General features: G+C 40.4%; 16 protein-coding genes. 14 read left to right on the plus strand and 2 right to left on the minus strand.

The annotated features are described in order from the left end of the window. Positions 1-40 precede the first annotated feature (40 nt). Positions 41-475 (minus strand): CAP domain-containing protein, encoded by a 435-nt coding sequence (locus tag G585_RS16795; protein WP_022772645.1) that lies wholly within the window; start codon positions 473-475, stop codon positions 41-43. Between the two features lie 209 nt (positions 476-684). After that, entirely contained in the window at positions 685-1,545 is an 861-nt protein-coding gene (locus G585_RS0102155; RefSeq protein WP_022772646.1) for an AraC family transcriptional regulator, read from the minus strand. Positions 1,546-1,700: 155 nt separating this feature from the next. Here G585_RS0102155 and gmd point away from each other — a divergent pair, with 155 nt between their 5' ends. From gmd to G585_RS0102225, 14 genes are all read left to right on the plus strand, one after another. Further along, entirely contained in the window at positions 1,701-2,792 is a 1,092-nt protein-coding gene (gene gmd, locus G585_RS16800) for a GDP-mannose 4,6-dehydratase (protein WP_022772648.1), read from the plus strand. A gap of 23 nt (positions 2,793-2,815) precedes the next feature. After that, positions 2,816-3,757 carry a GDP-L-fucose synthase family protein gene (locus G585_RS0102165; protein ID WP_334290924.1) on the plus strand — a complete coding sequence of 314 codons (942 nt, stop codon included), beginning with the start codon at positions 2,816-2,818 and terminating at the stop codon, positions 3,755-3,757. A 150-nt stretch (positions 3,758-3,907) separates the two neighbouring features. Next, positions 3,908-4,840: a glycosyltransferase family 2 protein gene (locus tag G585_RS0102170; protein WP_022772651.1), complete on the plus strand. Its 933-nt coding sequence runs from the start codon at positions 3,908-3,910 to the stop codon at positions 4,838-4,840. After that, the gene (locus G585_RS0102175; protein WP_022772652.1) at positions 4,840-5,589 is read left to right on the plus strand and encodes a glycosyltransferase family 2 protein; all 750 of its coding nucleotides are present in this window, start codon (positions 4,840-4,842) and stop codon (positions 5,587-5,589) included. Before G585_RS0102170 ends, G585_RS0102175 begins: the two co-directional genes overlap by 1 nt. A gap of 17 nt (positions 5,590-5,606) precedes the next feature. Then, positions 5,607-7,013, plus strand: a complete 1,407-nt coding sequence (locus tag G585_RS0102180; RefSeq protein ID WP_022772653.1) for an exopolysaccharide biosynthesis polyprenyl glycosylphosphotransferase — start codon at positions 5,607-5,609, stop codon at positions 7,011-7,013. A gap of 29 nt (positions 7,014-7,042) precedes the next feature. Next, positions 7,043-8,128, plus strand: coding sequence for a YveK family protein (locus G585_RS0102185; protein WP_022772655.1), 1,086 nt, complete (start codon positions 7,043-7,045; stop codon positions 8,126-8,128). 15 nt (positions 8,129-8,143) lie between these two features. Next, positions 8,144-8,953: a glycosyltransferase family A protein gene (locus tag G585_RS0102190; RefSeq protein WP_022772656.1), complete on the plus strand. Its 810-nt coding sequence runs from the start codon at positions 8,144-8,146 to the stop codon at positions 8,951-8,953. Then, positions 8,954-10,066, plus strand: coding sequence for an EpsG family protein (locus G585_RS0102195; RefSeq protein WP_022772658.1), 1,113 nt, complete (start codon positions 8,954-8,956; stop codon positions 10,064-10,066). A gap of 10 nt (positions 10,067-10,076) precedes the next feature. After that, entirely contained in the window at positions 10,077-11,021 is a 945-nt protein-coding gene (locus G585_RS0102200; protein ID WP_022772659.1) for a glycosyltransferase, read from the plus strand. Then, complete coding sequence (locus G585_RS0102205) at positions 11,018-12,295, plus strand: glycosyltransferase family 4 protein (RefSeq protein WP_022772661.1); 1,278 nt, start codon at positions 11,018-11,020, stop codon at positions 12,293-12,295. The genes G585_RS0102200 and G585_RS0102205 overlap by 4 nt, the downstream gene beginning before the upstream one ends. 9 nt (positions 12,296-12,304) lie before the next feature. Continuing rightward, entirely contained in the window at positions 12,305-13,498 is a 1,194-nt protein-coding gene (locus G585_RS0102210) for a glycosyltransferase family 4 protein (RefSeq protein ID WP_022772662.1), read from the plus strand. A gap of 10 nt (positions 13,499-13,508) precedes the next feature. Continuing rightward, positions 13,509-14,744 carry a hypothetical protein gene (locus tag G585_RS0102215; RefSeq protein WP_022772663.1) on the plus strand — a complete coding sequence of 412 codons (1,236 nt, stop codon included), beginning with the start codon at positions 13,509-13,511 and terminating at the stop codon, positions 14,742-14,744. Then, complete coding sequence (locus G585_RS0102220) at positions 14,737-15,744, plus strand: glycosyltransferase family 2 protein (protein ID WP_022772665.1); 1,008 nt, start codon at positions 14,737-14,739, stop codon at positions 15,742-15,744. The genes G585_RS0102215 and G585_RS0102220 overlap by 8 nt, the downstream gene beginning before the upstream one ends. Continuing rightward, the gene (locus G585_RS0102225) at positions 15,741-17,306 is read left to right on the plus strand and encodes a hypothetical protein (protein ID WP_022772666.1); all 1,566 of its coding nucleotides are present in this window, start codon (positions 15,741-15,743) and stop codon (positions 17,304-17,306) included. Before G585_RS0102220 ends, G585_RS0102225 begins: the two co-directional genes overlap by 4 nt. The last annotated feature ends 20 nt before the right edge of the window (positions 17,307-17,326 follow it).

Consider the following 17,326-nt stretch of genomic DNA (forward strand, 5'->3'; position numbering starts at 1 on the left):
GGCAGACAGTGGAGAACCGTCCCCACTGTCTGCCTTTATTTTAATTAAACTCACAAGCAATATACGTTTGCCCGTTTGAATCGCTGTAGTAAGAAACTCCAACTGAAGTGAAACAGCTTCGAAGCACATTCTCCTTGTGCTTTGGCGACAAGAGCCATGCAAGCACGACGTTCTCAGCTTTGCGCTGGTTGTCATTTTCTGCGTGAGCGAGATTTTCGCCCCGGGTGTATCCAACTGTATACCAGGCTGATCCGCAGGGCCTGATATGCGAAAAGCTGCTGGCACATTCTTCTGCCCTTATTGTTGCGGCAGCTTCAAGGTCTTCACTGTATGTGAGCGTGGGCAATCCTGCAGCTTCTCTTGCTGCATTTATCTGAGATAGAATGTCATCTTTCGAAGAAGCTTTCGAGTTTATGGGAATTATCCACATTCCCATAAAAACTATGAGCAGTAATCCATATATAATTTTTTTCATATAGTATCCCCGTTTATAAGAACTGAAAAAACATCTTTCCTATAATTGGATGATACTTTAATTAATATACGAAAAACCGATTATAAACTGTATTTAAGAGCTTTTAACAGTTTTTTAAAGTGAACGTTTTCGAGTTTTATAAAATATTAATAAAACGTTTATCATATTTTTATTTTTGCGATTAAAAATCTATACCACAAGCTCTTTTATCACTTCCACTGGGATCTGTATTCCATAGGGCTTATCCCCTCTATCTGCTTAAAAATACGAGAAAAGTAGTACAGAGGTGATATACCGCACTGATTTCCGATTTCCTCAACAGAGTCTGAAGAAAATCGAAGGAGCTGTTTGGCGTGGGTTATCCTGACAGATAAGAGGTAGTTGATGATCGATGTTCCAAATTGCTCTTTGAATCCTCTGGAAAGAGCGTATTTGTTTATCAGAAACTTATCTGCAAGATTATCCAACGTGATCTTTTCCTGATAGTGACTATCAAGGTATTCCCTGAGCATAAAAAGGGTCTTGGAATTGCTGTTTTCCGGTACTATATCAGGATTCCAGCTAAAAGACATAATGAAGGTAAGAAGGGATGAAAGACCTTCGTTGATTCTTATGTCCCTGATGTAATCATCAGAGTAGGCAATTGTCTTTATGCTATCAAAAATTCTTTCAATCTCATCGGGATCATCTGGATGAAAAATGGGCTGGCCACCTCTTTCTACGTACTTTAAATAAATAGGGAGAACTACATTTCCATTGAAATGTATCCATTCAAGAGACCACAGATCCTCAGAAGTTCTGTGGGAGTAAGGCTTTTGGCAATCAATAAAGACGCAGTCGCCTTTTTTTATCTCGTACTCCCTGCCTTCATAATCCAAATATCCACTTCCTGATCTTATGTAAAAAAATAAAAATGAGGAAAGGTTCTGCCTCTTGCTGGTATGTTTTTTCTGAGCCTTTAGAGAACCTATCTCCTGGAGGTAAAAAAGGTTACTTTTTGCGAATTCTGAAGGGGTATAAAGGAGCCTGTCAGAAGATACGTATTCACCTTGAAATAATCTGTTTTTCATAATAAAATACTCCATGACAATGATAATTGTTAGTATAAACAACTAATCAAGATAATGCAAATAAAAATCAAGAAAGTGAATTTAAAAGGAGAAAGGCACGCAATATAATAGCATAGAAAAATGCAAATAATTGTTTTGAATTGAAAGGAAAACTTATGGCAAAAAAAGCTTTAATAACAGGTATAACAGGACAGGATGGTTCATATCTTGCAGAGTTTCTTTTGGAAAAAGGATATGACGTTCACGGTATAATCAGAAGATCATCTGTAGATTACAGAGAGAGAATTGCTCACCTTGAAGGTCAGCCTCATTTCCACCTTCACTACGGCGATCTTGGCGATTCAATGAGCATTCTTGGTGTTGTAGGAAAGGTTCGTCCTGATGAGATCTACAACCTTGCTGCACAGTCACACGTTCAGGTTTCTTTTGACTCACCTGAGTTCACTGCAGATGTAGACGCAACAGGTGTCCTCAGAGTATTAGAGGCTGTTCGTCAGTGCGGTCTTGCTGATACTTGCCGTATCTACCAGGCTTCAACTTCAGAACTTTACGGAAAGGTTGAGGAAGTTCCTCAGAATGAAAAGACTCCTTTCCATCCATATAGCCCATATGCTGTAGCTAAGCTCTACGGCTACTGGATCGTAAAAGAGTACAGAGAAGCTTACAACATGTTCTGCTGCTCAGGTATTCTTTTCAACCACGAGTCAGAGAGAAGAGGAGAGACTTTCGTAACACGTAAGATCACTCTTGCTGCATCAAGAATCGCACAGGGCAAACAGGACAAACTCTATCTTGGAAACCTTTCAAGTCTTCGTGACTGGGGATATGCTAAAGATTATGTAGAGTGTATGTGGCTTATCCTTCAGAATGACAAGCCTGAAGACTTCGTTATCGCAACAGGTGTTCAGCACTCAGTTAGAGAGTTTGCGCAGCTTGCATTCCACTATGCAGGTATCGAGCTTGAATTCAAGGGCGAAGGTGCAGATGAGAAGGGTTATGACAAGGCAACAGGTAAGGTTCTCGTAGAGGTTTCACCTGATTTCTACAGACCTACAGACGTTGTAAACCTTTGGGGCGATCCTACAAAGGCAAAAGAAAAACTTCACTGGAATCCACAGTCAACATCTTTCGAAGACCTTGTAAGAATCATGGTTGAGCATGATATGGCCAAGGTTGCTGTTGAGAGAGCCAATGAGCATGTTGAATTTAACCTTGCAGAGTTCCTTGAAAAAGGTATTGATAAATAATTAAAAGAAGGTAAAAAACAATGATGGATTTTGATGCAAAGATTTATGTGGCCGGCCATAGAGGAATGGTTGGATCAGCTATTGTCAGAGAACTTAACAGACAGGGATATTTTAATATTATCACCAGAACTCACAAAGAACTTGATCTTACAAGACAGGATGCGGTTGAAAAGTTCTTTGCAGAAGAGAAGCCTGAGTATGTTTTCCTTGCAGCTGCAAAGGTTGGCGGAATCATGGGTAACTCAGAGGCTCTTGCGGATTTCATGTATGAGAACATGATCCTTGAGATGAATGTTATCCACTCAGCATGGAAGAACAATTGTAAAAAGGTTGAGTTCCTTGGATCATCATGTATTTATCCAAGAATGGCTCCACAGCCTATGAAAGAGGACTGCCTTCTTACATCAGCTCTTGAGAAGACCAATGAGGCATATGCTCTTGCAAAGATCTCTGGACTTAAGTACTGCGAGTATCTGAACAAGCAGTACGGAACTGATTATATTTCAGTTATGCCTACAAACCTCTACGGACCAAATGACAACTATCATCCGACTCACTCACATGTGCTTCCTGCACTTATTCGCCGTTTCCATGAGGCAAAAGAGCAGAATCTTCCTTATGTTACATGTTGGGGAGACGGAAGCCCATTAAGAGAGTTCCTTTATGTAGACGATCTTGCAAACCTCTGCGTATTCCTTATGAATAACTACAGTGGTGATGAGACTGTTAATGCCGGAACGGGAAAAGAGCTGACAATCAAGCAGCTTACTGAGAAAGTAGCCAAGATCATTGGTTACACAGGAGAGATAAGATGGGATCCTTCAAAGCCAAACGGCACACCAAGAAAGCTTCTTGATGTATCAAAGGCCAAGAACCTTGGATGGACCTATAAGACAGAGCTTGATGATGGTATCAGGCTTGCTTACGAGGATTTCCTTAACAATCCTATGCGCGCAGAGAGATAATAAATATTCAGATTTTCAAACCCGCCTTATTGGCGGGTTTTTTAGTCCAATAAAGGCCACAGGTTGAAAGACCATAGCTTTAAGTGTAAAATACTGAATAGAATTGCGCTTATTATGCGCTGAGAATTTATTTATAAGGTGGAAGTAAGAATGGGACTGTTAAGTGTTATAGTACCTTGCTATAACGAAGAGGAGAACATTGTAGATTTCTACAATGAGGTACTGAAGAACGAAGCTTATTTCAAAGGCCATGATGTTGACTTTGAATTTATCTATGTTAATGACGGATCAAAAGACAAGACAGTTGAAATGGTAAAAGAACTTGCAGCTAAGGATAAGAGAGTGCACCTTATTAACTTTTCAAGAAACTTTGGAAAAGAACCGGCTATGTATGCAGGACTTGAAAAATCAAAGGGCGACTATGTTGCCATCATGGACTGTGATCTTCAGGATCCACCGGCTCTTTTGCCACAGATGTACGAGGCTATTGTCAATGAGGGGTATGACAGCGTAGCCACCAGAAGAGTAGACAGAAAGGGCGAGCCGCCTATCAGATCATTCTTTGCAAGGATGTTCTACAAACTTATCAACAAGGTTTCAAAAACCGAGATCGTTGACGGAGCAAGAGATTACAGGCTCATGACCAGACAGTTTGTAGATGCCATCCTTTCTATGAAGGAATATAACAGATTCTCCAAAGGTATCTTTGGATGGGTTGGATTTAAGAATAAGTGGATAGAGTTTGAAAATATTGAGCGTATGAAGGGCGAAACAAAATGGTCCTTTTGGAAACTTTTTGTTTATGCACTTGATGGAATTGTGGCATTCTCAACAGTTCCACTTGCATTTGCATCACTTATAGGAGTTTTGTTCTGCCTTTTGGCTTTCTTCTTTATCATATTCACTATAATAAGAAAGTCACTCTATGGAGATCCAACAAGTGGATGGCCATCACTTGTTTGTATCATTTTGCTAGTAAGCGGTGTTCAGCTTTTCTGTATAGGGATAGTGGGACAGTACCTTTCAAAGACATACCTTGAAGTCAAAAAGCGTCCGCTTTATATAGTAAAAGAGGAAATTTGATGGTCAGTATTGTAGTTCCTGTTTATAACGCAAAAAAATATATAAAAGACTGTATAGACATGGTATGCGCCCAGACCTATAAGGATTGGGAACTGATACTGGTGGATGATGCGTCAAAAGATGGAAGTGCTGATTATATCGAAGAACTGATTTCTTCCATGGGCAAAAGAATCCGTCTCATCAGAAAAGAAAAAAATGAAGGCGCAGCAGCAGCAAGAAACACTGGTATCGACGCTTCAGCGGGAAGATACATTGCTTTCCTTGACGCCGACGATGTCTGGAAACCAGAGAAGCTGGAAAAAGAGATTGCATTCATGGAAGAAACCGGCGCAGCCTTTGCTTTCCATTCATACGAGTTTGGAGATGAGAATGCAAAGCCTACCGGCAAAGTAGTAAAGGTTCCAAGGGAGCTGACCTTTAGAAAGGCCCTTTCCAGAACAATCATTTTTACAACAACAGTTATGTTTGATACAGAAAAAATAGATATGGAGATAATCCATATGCCACAGGTTCCAAGTGAAGATACTGCTACCTGGTGGAGAATATTAAAGAGCGGTATTACCGCTTACGGCCTTAATGAGAACCTGGCGATTTACAGAAGGCCTTCCAAATCTCTTTCATCAAATAAGCTTGTTGCAATTGAGAGAATTTGGTTTTTGTACAGAAATATTGCTAATTTATCAGTCTTAGAATCATTATTTTATTTTGGAGGATGGGCGGTCAGAGCTACACTTAGAAGACTCTTCTGATCGCAAAAGGGGAATTTATGAAACATGTGGAATCAGTGAAGAGAATCCTTGTTTTGTTTTTGGGATTTATCGGATTAAGTATGCAGACTGCTGTGTACGCATGGTTTTGGTTTAGCACATATTATCCTATAGTTTCTTCTACTCGTATCAGTGTCGACGGATACAATTTAGGTAGTGGATTAAAACTGTATTTTCGTGGACATCTGTTGATCCTGGCAATATATTTTGTATTGCTGTTATTCTTCTCAAATACATACGGCGGTCTTAAGATTGGTTATCTTAAGCCAATGGATGTGTTCTTTTCACAGATCTTCGCGCTGTTTATGGTGAATTTCATCTCATATTTCCAGATTGCCCTTTTGAGAAACTGGCTGGTAAGAGTTGTCCCAATGGTTGAGATATTTGTAATCCAGCTCATTATTTCTTTTGCCTGGGCCTATATCACCAATGCCATATATATGGCCATATTCCCGCCAAGAGAGCTTCTTCTTATAAGCGGAGAGTACTCAGTTGATGATATTGTGACCAAGTTCAACTCCAGAAAAGATAAGTACCACATCAAAAAGAAAATGAATATTGATGAAGGTATCGACAAAATATATGCAGAGTGCCTGGGTGACTACGACGGAGTGATCATATGGGATGTGCCGAGTAAGTTCAGAAACGGTCTTGTAAAGTACTGCTATGGCAATAACATACGCATATATGTAATGCCAAAGATAACAGATGTTCTCTTAAAAGGTTCATCACAGCTTCATTTGTTTGATACACCTGTGCTGCTCCTTAGAGAATATGCCATAAAGATTGAGCAGAGAGCTATAAAGAGATTTTTTGACATTATCATTTCTCTTGTTCTCATAATACTGACATCGCCAATAATGCTGATCACAGCTATCATCATAAAGGCTTACGATGGTGGCCCAGTGCTCTATAAGCAGGTTCGCTGCACAGTTAATAGAAAAGAGTTCAGGATCATGAAGTTCAGGAGCATGAAAGTGGATGCAGAAAAAGACGGAGTTGCCCGCCTTGCTGCCAAGAACGACTCAAGAATAACTCCAATTGGTAAGTTTATCCGCTCCTGCAGAATTGATGAACTTCCTCAGCTCTTTAACATCCTCAAGGGAGAGATGTCCTTCATCGGACCAAGACCTGAGAGACCTGAGATCATCGAGCAGTATCTTAAGGAGATGCCTGAGTTTGCGTTCAGAATGAAGGTAAAAGCCGGACTTGCCGGATATGCGCAGGTTTATGGTAAATACAACACCACTCCTTATGATAAATTAAAGCTCGATCTTACTTATATTGAGAACTATTCAGTATGGCTTGATATCAAGCTGATGCTGCTTACAGTTAAGATTCTTTTCACCCCGGATTCTACTGAGGGTGTTGAATCAGGACAGACTACTGCACAGAAGAACTCTTGACATAAACATGCTTTTACAGAGGTGACAACATGGGAAGAAGCGATTATAGACATATGGATGAAACTCTTGATCTCAGGAGTTTTTACTTAAGGCTCATTAAGAAAATATGGATCATTCCCCTTGCTGCGATTATAGGAGCTATAGTTGCAGGCTGCATATACACGCTTGTTACCGTGACCTTTGGCCCTGAAAAGACCTATAGCACTGAGTCAAAGCTCTATATAAAATTTGCTTATGATGAAAATGCAAAGAGCCAGGTTGATTCCTATAACGCTTATACCTGGAGACTTTTGATGACTACTGATGACATCCTTGATGAAGTTATGAATAATCTAGGGAAGGCAGGAATTTCAGAAGATGAGATAAGCAGGCAGGATGTGGCAGAGTCTATTGCTGCCGAGATTCCTTCAGATGTACGACTCCTTCTTGTGACAGTACAAAACAATAATAAAGACCACGCGGACCTTATTACAGATGCCACAGATAAATCCCTTGAAAGCTATGGCGAAACCAATGACGCCTTCACATCAATTAAGCTCCTTAGTAAGTCAGAGGCTGCTCTTGTAACATATAGCGATAAGACCTTCACGGCAGCAGCTTTTGGGGCAGTGGCATGTTTGGCTTTGACCATATTTGTGCTTTTGCTTGTAGATGCGCTTGATGATGCGGTCTATGTTCCTGAAGATATAGAGAAAAGATTTGACGTTCCTGTGCTTGGAGTTGCAGGAAAGAATGAATTTTTTAGAAATGAACTTCAGGCTGCCTTTGAAAAAAATGTGGCAGGCGCTGAAAAGGTGATATTCATATCAACTGACAGCGTAATGGACCTTTCAGTTTCGGAAAAAGATCTTTTGACTGTTAAAGAGTCACTTGGAAGCAGGTTCAGTGCTCAGACTGAGAACATCACAGCCATGGAGACACCTGGTAAGGTTCTTGAAAACTACAGGAAGATCGGAACCTGCGACGGAGTGATCCTTGGAATCCCTGCAGGGAAAAGATGCGGCACTATGAATGACCACATAGTGGCTCAGCTCCAAAAACATGAGTGCCCTATATTGGGAGTTATCCTTGTCAGAGCAGATGAGAAGTTTTTGAAAAAATACTACAGACTATAAATAGAGGTAAGATGCATGCCAGAGAGGCTACAAATACTGGTTTCAGCTGTAAATAAAAATATAGACAGCCTTCTTGAGGATATGAACATTTCCTCAGATGCTGTGATCGTAAATCAGATAATAGGTGAAAAAGCGCCTGACACTGAGAAAAAAAGAGAGTTTAAAGGCATAGACATCCTGGTCCTTCAAAGAAATGAGAAGGGTGTTGGTCTTTCCAGAAATACAGCTCTTGAGCATTCTGACCACGAGATCATCCAGTTTGCCGATGATGACATAACCTATGATGATGGCTATGTGCAAAAAGTCCTTGATGAATTTGATGCTCATCCTGAGGCAGACGTTCTTCTTTTTAATATAAAGGCTCAGGAAGGCAGGGAAACCTACTGGAATGAGGATTTTGCAAGAGTTAACTGGAAAAACTATGGAAGATATCCCTCTTATGCAGTATTTGCCAGGAGAGATAAGATAATAGATAAAAATGTGAGATTTTCCCTGCTTTTTGGCGGTGGAGCTCCATACATGAACGGCGAGGACAGCCTTTTTTTACATGACTGCTTAAAGGCTGGGCTTCATCTCTACAGGACTACAGTGGTTGTGGGACATGAAAGACCAAATGAGTCCACCTGGTTTAAGGGCTACAACGACAAGTTCTTTTTTGACAGAGGAGTCTTATACCATTTCCTTTACGGGAAAATGGCAAAGATTCTGGGTTTTAGATATTTGTTTAAAAATAGAAATATCATGTGCAATGAAAAGGGTCTTTTTAAGAGTGTAAAGATATTGTGGGACGGAGTAGACCACGGCAAAACACTAGAGAAGGTATAAATGGCGATATATCTGACACTGACAGCAGTAGTTGTCCTTTTGGCACTACTTCTTAGGCAGACGAAACTTAATATCGGAAGTGGCGTAGTGACAAGGCAGGGAGCAGTAAACGTAATAGTTTTGCTCTTTATCTTTTCTGCGCTGTTTTGGGTTTCTGCCCTGAGAGTAAACGTTGGCAATGACTATGCCAAGTATGTAGAGTTCATGCATCTGGTTTTCAGCCACGCCTATGTTCCCACAGAGCCCGGATTTAATGCACTTACCTATGCAATTTATTACCTGTGCGGTTTTGAAAATTATATTCTGGTTTTTGCTGTTTTTACATTCTTTACAGTTTTATTTTTTATGACTGCCATGTGGCAGCAGAGCGAGTGGTTTTCCTTCAGCTTTATGATGTTCATGCTGCTTGGTTACTACTTCCAGTCCATAAGTACAGTCAGATACTATCTGGCCCTTGGAATGGCCCTGTATTCAGTGAAGTTCGTTCTGAAAAAAGACTGGCCAAGATTTATTTTGATGGTCTTGATCGGAGCACTTTTCCACAAATCCGTGTTGGTGATCCTGGTCTTATATCCCCTTGCTTCTATCAAGTGGAGAAGGTGGATGTATGGGCTTTTTGGACTTATGTGCATATCCTGCCTCTTTTTGCAGGATCTTTATCTGAAAATAGTGATATTCTTATATCCCTCTTACAAGGATACGGAATATCTTTCAGGCGGAACAAGCCCTGTTAGCATATTAAGGTGTTTTTTAATACTGGTAATATCCCTGTGGCTGTTTAAAGATGTGGTAAAAACAGACAAGCGCTATATGTTCTATTTCCACTGCAACATCATGGCCCTTGCCCTTTACGTATTTGGATCTTTTTTACCTATTATTTCTAGAATAGGATATTACTTGACAGTGACACATATACTGTTTGTACCGGCTCTTTTGCTTCATATCAGGGATGACAGGAAAAAGAAACTTCTGACGGTTTTGACAGTTCTTTTCTGCATCGGGTATTTTGCCCTTTATATGAGGGGAGCTTCAGCGGATGGAGTCAGGATCCTTCCCTATAAGACGATCCTTTTCGATGAGATGCCTCTAACATTGTCAGAGAGGGGCTACTAAGGAGTAACATATGAAAAAACCTTTTTTTACTATAATTGTAGTTTCATATAATCCCGGAAAAAGAATAATCGACACCATTGAGAGTATCAAAAAGCAGACCTATGACAGCTACAGGGTCCTTGTCAAAGACGGAATGTCAACTGATGGCTCTATAGATATGCTAAGGGAAAAGTACAGGTTCTCTGCTGATGGCAAAGATGCAGAAGGAAAAATGACTCTTGTTGAGAGCTGCGACAACGGTATCTACCATGCTATGAATATTGCAGTTTCATATCTTGAGGAAAAGATAATTGATGCCAGGGGCAAAGACCTGGATGAACAGACAGATGAAGTGAGGATCTTAAGGGCAGGAGAAGCTCCTTCCTATATCTATTTCTTGAATTGCGGCGACGAGTTCAGAGATGAAAATGTTTTACAAAACGTACATGATTTTATTGTGAGTAGGCAGGAAAAAGAGGGAACAACACTTCCTACTATTTTTTATGGAGACATTTTTGACCAGACAACAGGAAACAGGATTCCTTCCAATCCGCATATTGACGACTATGCCTGCTACAGAAATGTTCCTTCACATCAGGCCTGCTTTTATGATGAGAGGCTGATGTTTGGCAATCATTTTGACCTTAAATACAAAGTCAGAGCAGATTATGAGCAGTTTTTGAGATGCTTTTACAGAGAAAAAGCGGTGACTGACTACATGGGTATTACGATAGCAAACTATGAGGGCGGCGGATATTCAGCTCAGAATAAAAAGATATCTGAAGAAGAGAGAAAAGAAATCATAAAGCACTATCTTACAGGCTCTCAGATCAGAAAATACGACTTCCTCAGAGTTGTGACCCTGGCAAGATTCAGGACCTTCCTTGATTCCAACAAGGTGACATCTAAGGGCTACAACCTTGTAAAGAATGCCATCTACAATGTAAGAGGTAAAAGAGAGGATAAAAAGAATTGAGAGTACTGTGGCTTTGCAACATCATGCTTCCGGTATATGCCAGGGCAAAAGATCTCTCTTTTTCCGTTAGAGAGGGATGGCTGTCAGGGTGCCTTGAAAGGCTCCAAAAAGCTGATGATAATAAAATAACACTGGCTATTTGCTTTCCAAAAGAGTCTGATATAGTTCAGGATAAAGAGGAAATTGAAGGCATCACATTTTATGGATTTGATGAGGATCTTACTCACCCTGAAAACTATGATGAGTCTCTTGAAGGAAGATTCCATGACATATTAGAAGATTTCAAACCTGATATTGTCCATATATTTGGCACGGAATTTCCACATACACTTGCCATGCTCAAGGTTATGGATGATCCAAAAAAAGCGCTTGTGGGAATCCAGGGGCTTTGCTGTGAAATAGAAAAAGATTATATGGCGCAGATTCCTGAAAAGGTTCAAAGATCAGCAACTTTCAGGGACAGGCTAAAAAAAGATTCCCTCCTTGATCAGGTTGAAAAGTATAAGCTAAGAGCAGACCATGAGAAACAGGCGATTTTGCTGACAGGGAATATCACAGGCAGAACTGCTTTTGACAAAAGCGTTACATCGAAGATCAATCCAAATGCCAGATATTTTGCCATGAATGAGACCATGAGGCCTTGTTTTTACGATGGCAAATGGGATGAAAAAAATGTGGAGCCCCACAGCATCTTTTTATCTCAGGGAGATTATCCCCTTAAGGGCTTTCACTTTGTACTTCAGGCTATGCCAAAGATTTTGGAAAAATATCCGGATGCCCATCTTTACGTTGCCGGCAACAACATAATTGGCAAGGGAAAGAGTAAGTACCCATATTTTTTGAGGGCAAGTGCCTACGGCAAATACATTAAATCCCTTATTTCCGCAGGAAAGCTGAAAAATAAGGTGACTATGGTGGGACTATTATCCGACCTTGAGATGAAAGAAAGATACTTAAAGAGCAGTCTCTTTATCTGTCCGTCAATTCTGGAAAATTCTCCAAATTCAGTGGGAGAGGCTATGCTTTTGGGAGTTCCTGTTGTAGCATCAATGGCCGGTGGAATCCCAAGCCTTATAGATTCAGGCAAGGACGGTATCCTTTTTGAGAGAGGAAATGTGGACGAACTTGCAAAGGCTATACTTCAGATGTGGGATGAACCTGTCATTTCTTCTGTTTATGGAGAAAATGCAGCCAAAAAGGCAAGGATCACTCATGATCCTGATGCCAATTATAAGAGGCTTCTTGAGATATACGATGAGATCAGCAGTAAATAAGGGGAAAACATGGTAATTACTTTTGTGTCCAACTACATAAATCACCATCAGATCCCGTTTTGCAATGCTATGGAGAAGGTGGCCCAAAAAGGCTCTTTTACCTTTATCCAGACAAGTCCCATGGAAGAAGAGCGAATAGAAATGGGATGGGCTGTTGACCCAAAAGCTTATCCTTATGTTGAGCTTTTTTACGAAGACCGGGAAAAGTGTGAAAAACTAATTTCTGACAGCGACGTTGTGATCTTTGGATGGTCCAACGAACTTATTGAGAATCTTGAAAAAAAGAGACTCTCATCAGGGAAGCTCTCCTTCAGGCTCAGTGAGAGAATTTACAGGGAAGGCCAGTGGAAGGCAGTAAGTCCCAGAGGCCTTGTAAAAAAGTACCATCAGCACTTTATTTACAGGAATAAGCCGGTATATCTTTTGTGTGCCGGAGCCTATGTGGCATCGGATTTTGATCTTATTCACTGTTATCCACATAAAAAGCTAAAATGGGGATATTTCCCTGAAATCAGCAGCATAAATGTGGATAAAGAGCCTTTATCTGGCAGAAAAGTTAAGATCTGCTGGGCGGGACGACTTATCAAATTAAAGCATCCCGAATTTGCTGTAAAGGTTGCAGGACTACTTAAGGAAAAGGGATATGATTTTTCTCTTGATATAGTGGGGGATGGCAACCAGAAACAATCTCTTGAAAAGCTTGCAGCAGATATGGGACTTTCGGATTTTGTGAATTTTGTGGGACAAAAGAGCCCTGCAGAAGTTTTAGATTACATGAAAGCTTCTGATGTATTTCTTTTTACAAGTAACTATCTCGAGGGCTGGGGAGCAGTTGTAAACGAGGCCATGGGCTGTGGCTGCGCGGTAGTTGCTTCAAGGGAAGCGGGCGCTGTTCCATTTTTGATAAAGAATGGCTATAATGGATATTCTTATGTTAATGGAAGTTTTGAAGATTTGTCCGGGAAGGTTCTGAGCCTGTTTGAAAATATGGAAAACATAGAGGAATTTGGTGGAAAAGCAAGAGAAACTATAGAAAATTTGTGGAATGCCGAGAATGCAGCAAAGGAATTTGTGAGATTTTGCAGTGAATTCCTTGAAGGAAAAGAGCCTATTCTGGCTGTAGACGGCCCCATAAGCGAAGCTATTAATATAAGACCTGCAGGATTTATTAGGACCATGCAGGAAGATAATCACTTAGAATAATGAGGAAATTATGAGATCTATCGACAAGTTTTTTGAAACAGAAATAACTATTTTTGGAGTGACCATCACGCTTTTTGATCTGTTCTTTTTTACGATCATTGCGTGCCTTGGACTGTACTTCAGACTATCACTTTACGACATTGCGTCAGGTGACTACACTCTTGCCTTTGCGGATTGGATGAGAGAATGCCATGAAGCCGGCGGTTTTGCATATCTTGGTATAAAGCCCGGTGTAAGTGATGCAAGTACCTTTGATTACAACTGCATGTTCCAGTATATCATTGTGATCCTTCATTACATTGGCGGCGGAATCGACGATATGTACCTGGTAAAAACAGTTTCTGTCATATTTGATTATGTTGCAGCTATTACTATAATGCGCATTGCATATAACGTTACAGCCGGAAGCGTCAGAAAGTCTCTTATGGCTTTTGCGGCAGTTATGTTCCTTCCCTCAGTTGTCTTAAACAGCGCAGCCTGGGCTCAGAATGATTCTATCTTTACATCATTCATTCTTTTATCTCTTCTAAATGTTATTAAGGGAAAAGACAACAGAGCATTTATATATCTTGCGTTATCTTATAGCTTCAAGCAGCAGGCCATTTTCTTTATGCCATTTATCATAATCATGTGGCTTAAGAACAGAATTAAGATCAGATACATCTTATGGGTTCCTGTAGTTCATGTTGCAGCTATGATCCCATGTGCCATCGCCGGAAGAAGCTGGGCTGACCTCCTTGGAATTTATGGAAAACAGGTAACAATGTTTTCAAGACTTTCAATGAACTATCCAAGCATCTACACCATTATCGCATCAGACCTTTCAAAGGATGTGAGGAAGATCATCATTTCAGCCGGAACAATGGCCACAGTGATCATAATGGGCATAATAGCTTATTATTCATATAAAAAGAAATTTGAAGTTACCACGAGATTTATGATAACTCTTGTTATATTTACAGCGGAGGTTTGCTGTTTCTGCCTTCCTGCAATGCACGAGAGATATGGATATCTTCCTGAGATATTAACTGTCGTATATGCACTCTTTAGCTACAAGAGAATGCCAATATGCGCAGCACTTCAGGTTATAACTATGATCACATATTCAAGATTTTTATTTGGCTCAACAGTTCTTTCACTGTGGCCACTTACCTGCGCAATGCTTGTGATCATCCTGATCATTGGTTATGACCTTTACCTTCAGATGAATGTTCCTGAAAAGAGCACGGAGATTGTAAATGGCTAGTTTAAATAAGTCGCTGACTGTAATCATACCTGCATATAATGTGGAAAACCTTCTTGAGAAGTGCGTGGAATCTGTGGCAATGCAGGATTATCCCAAAGAACTTCTTGAGGTGATCGTTGTAGATGACGGATCTACGGATGGGACGCTTTTAGTTGCAGAGAAACTCGCAAAAAAGTATTCAACTGTCAAAGTTATCCCCAAAGAAAACGGCGGATCAAGCAGTGCCAGAAATGTTGGCATTGAAGTTGCTACAGGCGAGTATATTGGCTTTGTTGACAGCGATGATTTTGTTGATAAACGTATGTATTCCACTCTGGTGCAGGCTGCGGAGCGAAATGATGCGGATATGGTGCAGATATCAAGGGATGAGATAGCGGAAGATGGAACTAAACTCCCCGATGTTGTAACACCTCCTGTTTCAGAAGAAATAATAAAGCCTCAAGAGCAGATGAAAAGGCTTCTTATGCACGTGGGAGATGCCTCTTTTTGCACTAAGATAACCAGGAAAAAGATCTTTGATCAGGGATTTAGATTTCCTGAAGGCGAACTCAATGAAGATTTTTATCTGATGATACATGTTATGAAGTATGTTAATAAGCTTGTTACCCTACCTGAGCAGTATTATCACGTGTTCTACAGACTTGGCAGTAACTCCAGGAAAAACAAGGAAGATAAGGACTATTTTCCATCAGTATTTACCGACATTGTGAGAAATGCAGACGTTGCGCTTGAACTGGTAAAAAAGGACTACCCGGAGCTTACAAAGGTTGCCGAGAGATTTGGCTTTGTTCAGAGGCTTGATTATCTTTTGCACATACCAGTTTCAAAGATGACAAAAGAAAATGCGTTTTATATGGATGTTGTTAATAATATCAGGGGTAATTTGGGCAAGATGGTGTCTAATCCACTATTGACCAAAAAACAGAAAATATATCTTTGCATTTTGGCGCCTGCCCCAAGATTTGTTCGAAAGGCACATGCTATGGTAAGAGGGCTATGAGTAATATTAAAAGAGCTTCAATCTACATAATAATGTTCATATCTCTTTTAGTCAGTGTCTTCTATGGCTTTCAGAAACAGGGCTACCACGAGGATGAGTACTATACCTATTACTCATCCAACAGAAGCCTTGGCCTTTATGAGCCTGACAGACAGTGGCAGGACAGACAGACGATCCTTGATGAATTTGTGGTAAAAGATGGAGAGGGCTTTAACTATGGACTTGTGAAGCTCGTTCAGTCCTGGGATGTACATCCGCCTGTTTATTACATGATATTTCATACTCTCTGCTCTTTTGTGCCCGGGACATTTACCAAGTGGACAGGAATAATCACTAATTTAATAGCTTTTGTTATTTCATTTCTTGCATTGTCAGCGCTGATGAACAGACTCGGTGTTCCTTATTATGTAAAGATCATGACTCTTGTATTTTGGGGAATAAATCCGGCTACCATTTCAAGCAATATGCTCATCAGAATGTATGCCTGGCTCACAGCAGCAGTTTTTCTCTGCGCTTACACCCATGTGAGAGTTATGCAGGAATATGACAGATATAAGAACAGGGTAAAAGACTTTATCGTAAAGCTAATGCTCCCTGTAATGGCCGTTTCCTATGTAGGATTTCTTATCCAGTACTTCTACATTTTCTTCTTTGTGAGTATTGGATTTAGCCTTGCGGTATGGATGTTCTTTTACAAAAAGGATGTCTATAACACACTGATCTACGTAGTGTCCTGCGCGGTATCGCTGGGACTTGCTGTGCTTACTTATCCCGCCAGCGTCCATCACATGTTTGGAGGCTACAGGGGAAGCGATGCGGCAGGAAGCCTTTTTGATATAAAGAACTCACTTGTAAGACTTTCATTTTTCATTGGACTTCTTAATGACTATGTCTTTGCAGGTGGACTTATAATAGCAGCTCTTTTGCTGGTAATGGCCATTATGGCCCTGATGATAAAGAATAAAAAGCACAAAAAGATAAAGCAGGAAGCAGTTCTTTTGACGATTGGAACCCTTGGGTATTTTGTGCTCACAGCAAAATCAGCTCTTTTGGTTGGAAGTGCTTCAAACAGATACGAGATGCCGATATATGGTCTTATTATCCTTCTTCTTTTTTGGGATATTTACTATGTATTTGATGCTGCAGAGAGCAAGACCTACCTCTATGCCTTTACTGCAGCTATGGCGGCATTTCTTTTAAAGGGCCTTATCTATGATGGGAATGTGCTGTTTCTATATAAAGAAGATGTAGCTAAGATAGAGTATGCGAAGGATAACAAAGATTCAGTAGCGGTTGTTATGTATAACCCCGCCACGGCCTATAATGTGTGGCGATTAACCGATGAACTTTTAGAGTATGACAAGGTGTTCTATATGAATGAAGAAAACCTTGAACCACTAACTGACACAAGTGTCATAGGCGCAGAAAAGATAATTCTTTATGTAGCTGACGAAGACTGTCAGGAGCAGGCCATAGAGAATCTTACAAATGCCTGTCACAATATAGAAACAAAGACCTACATAAGTGGTGAAGATATGTGGACCACCTATGAACTTAGATAATTATTTATAGAATTACCAAT

Source organism: Butyrivibrio sp. AE2015, from assembly GCF_000420825.1.
In the GTDB taxonomy this organism is placed as follows: Bacteria; Bacillota; Clostridia; order Lachnospirales; family Lachnospiraceae; genus Butyrivibrio.

Bases quoted from the DNA above. Each gene is read 5' to 3' on its own strand.
- G585_RS0102175 (WP_022772652.1), top strand. From the start codon at position 4,840: ATGGTCAGTATTGTAGTTCCTGTTTATAACGCAAAAAAATATATAAAA.
- G585_RS0102220 (WP_022772665.1), top strand. From the start codon at position 14,737: ATGGCTAGTTTAAATAAGTCGCTGACTGTAATCATACCTGCATATAAT.
- G585_RS0102170 (WP_022772651.1), top strand. From the start codon at position 3,908: ATGGGACTGTTAAGTGTTATAGTACCTTGCTATAACGAAGAGGAGAAC.
- G585_RS0102225 (WP_022772666.1), top strand. From the start codon at position 15,741: ATGAGTAATATTAAAAGAGCTTCAATCTACATAATAATGTTCATATCT.
- G585_RS0102200 (WP_022772659.1), top strand. From the start codon at position 10,077: ATGAAAAAACCTTTTTTTACTATAATTGTAGTTTCATATAATCCCGGA.
- gmd (WP_022772648.1), top strand. From the start codon at position 1,701: ATGGCAAAAAAAGCTTTAATAACAGGTATAACAGGACAGGATGGTTCA.
- G585_RS0102180 (WP_022772653.1), top strand. From the start codon at position 5,607: ATGAAACATGTGGAATCAGTGAAGAGAATCCTTGTTTTGTTTTTGGGA.
- G585_RS0102155 (WP_022772646.1), bottom strand. From the start codon at position 1,545: ATGAAAAACAGATTATTTCAAGGTGAATACGTATCTTCTGACAGGCTC.
- G585_RS0102215 (WP_022772663.1), top strand. From the start codon at position 13,509: ATGAGATCTATCGACAAGTTTTTTGAAACAGAAATAACTATTTTTGGA.
- G585_RS0102165 (WP_334290924.1), top strand. From the start codon at position 2,816: ATGGATTTTGATGCAAAGATTTATGTGGCCGGCCATAGAGGAATGGTT.
- G585_RS0102195 (WP_022772658.1), top strand. From the start codon at position 8,954: ATGGCGATATATCTGACACTGACAGCAGTAGTTGTCCTTTTGGCACTA.
- G585_RS0102190 (WP_022772656.1), top strand. From the start codon at position 8,144: ATGCCAGAGAGGCTACAAATACTGGTTTCAGCTGTAAATAAAAATATA.
- G585_RS0102185 (WP_022772655.1), top strand. From the start codon at position 7,043: ATGGGAAGAAGCGATTATAGACATATGGATGAAACTCTTGATCTCAGG.
- G585_RS0102210 (WP_022772662.1), top strand. From the start codon at position 12,305: ATGGTAATTACTTTTGTGTCCAACTACATAAATCACCATCAGATCCCG.
- G585_RS16795 (WP_022772645.1), bottom strand. From the start codon at position 475: ATGAAAAAAATTATATATGGATTACTGCTCATAGTTTTTATGGGAATG.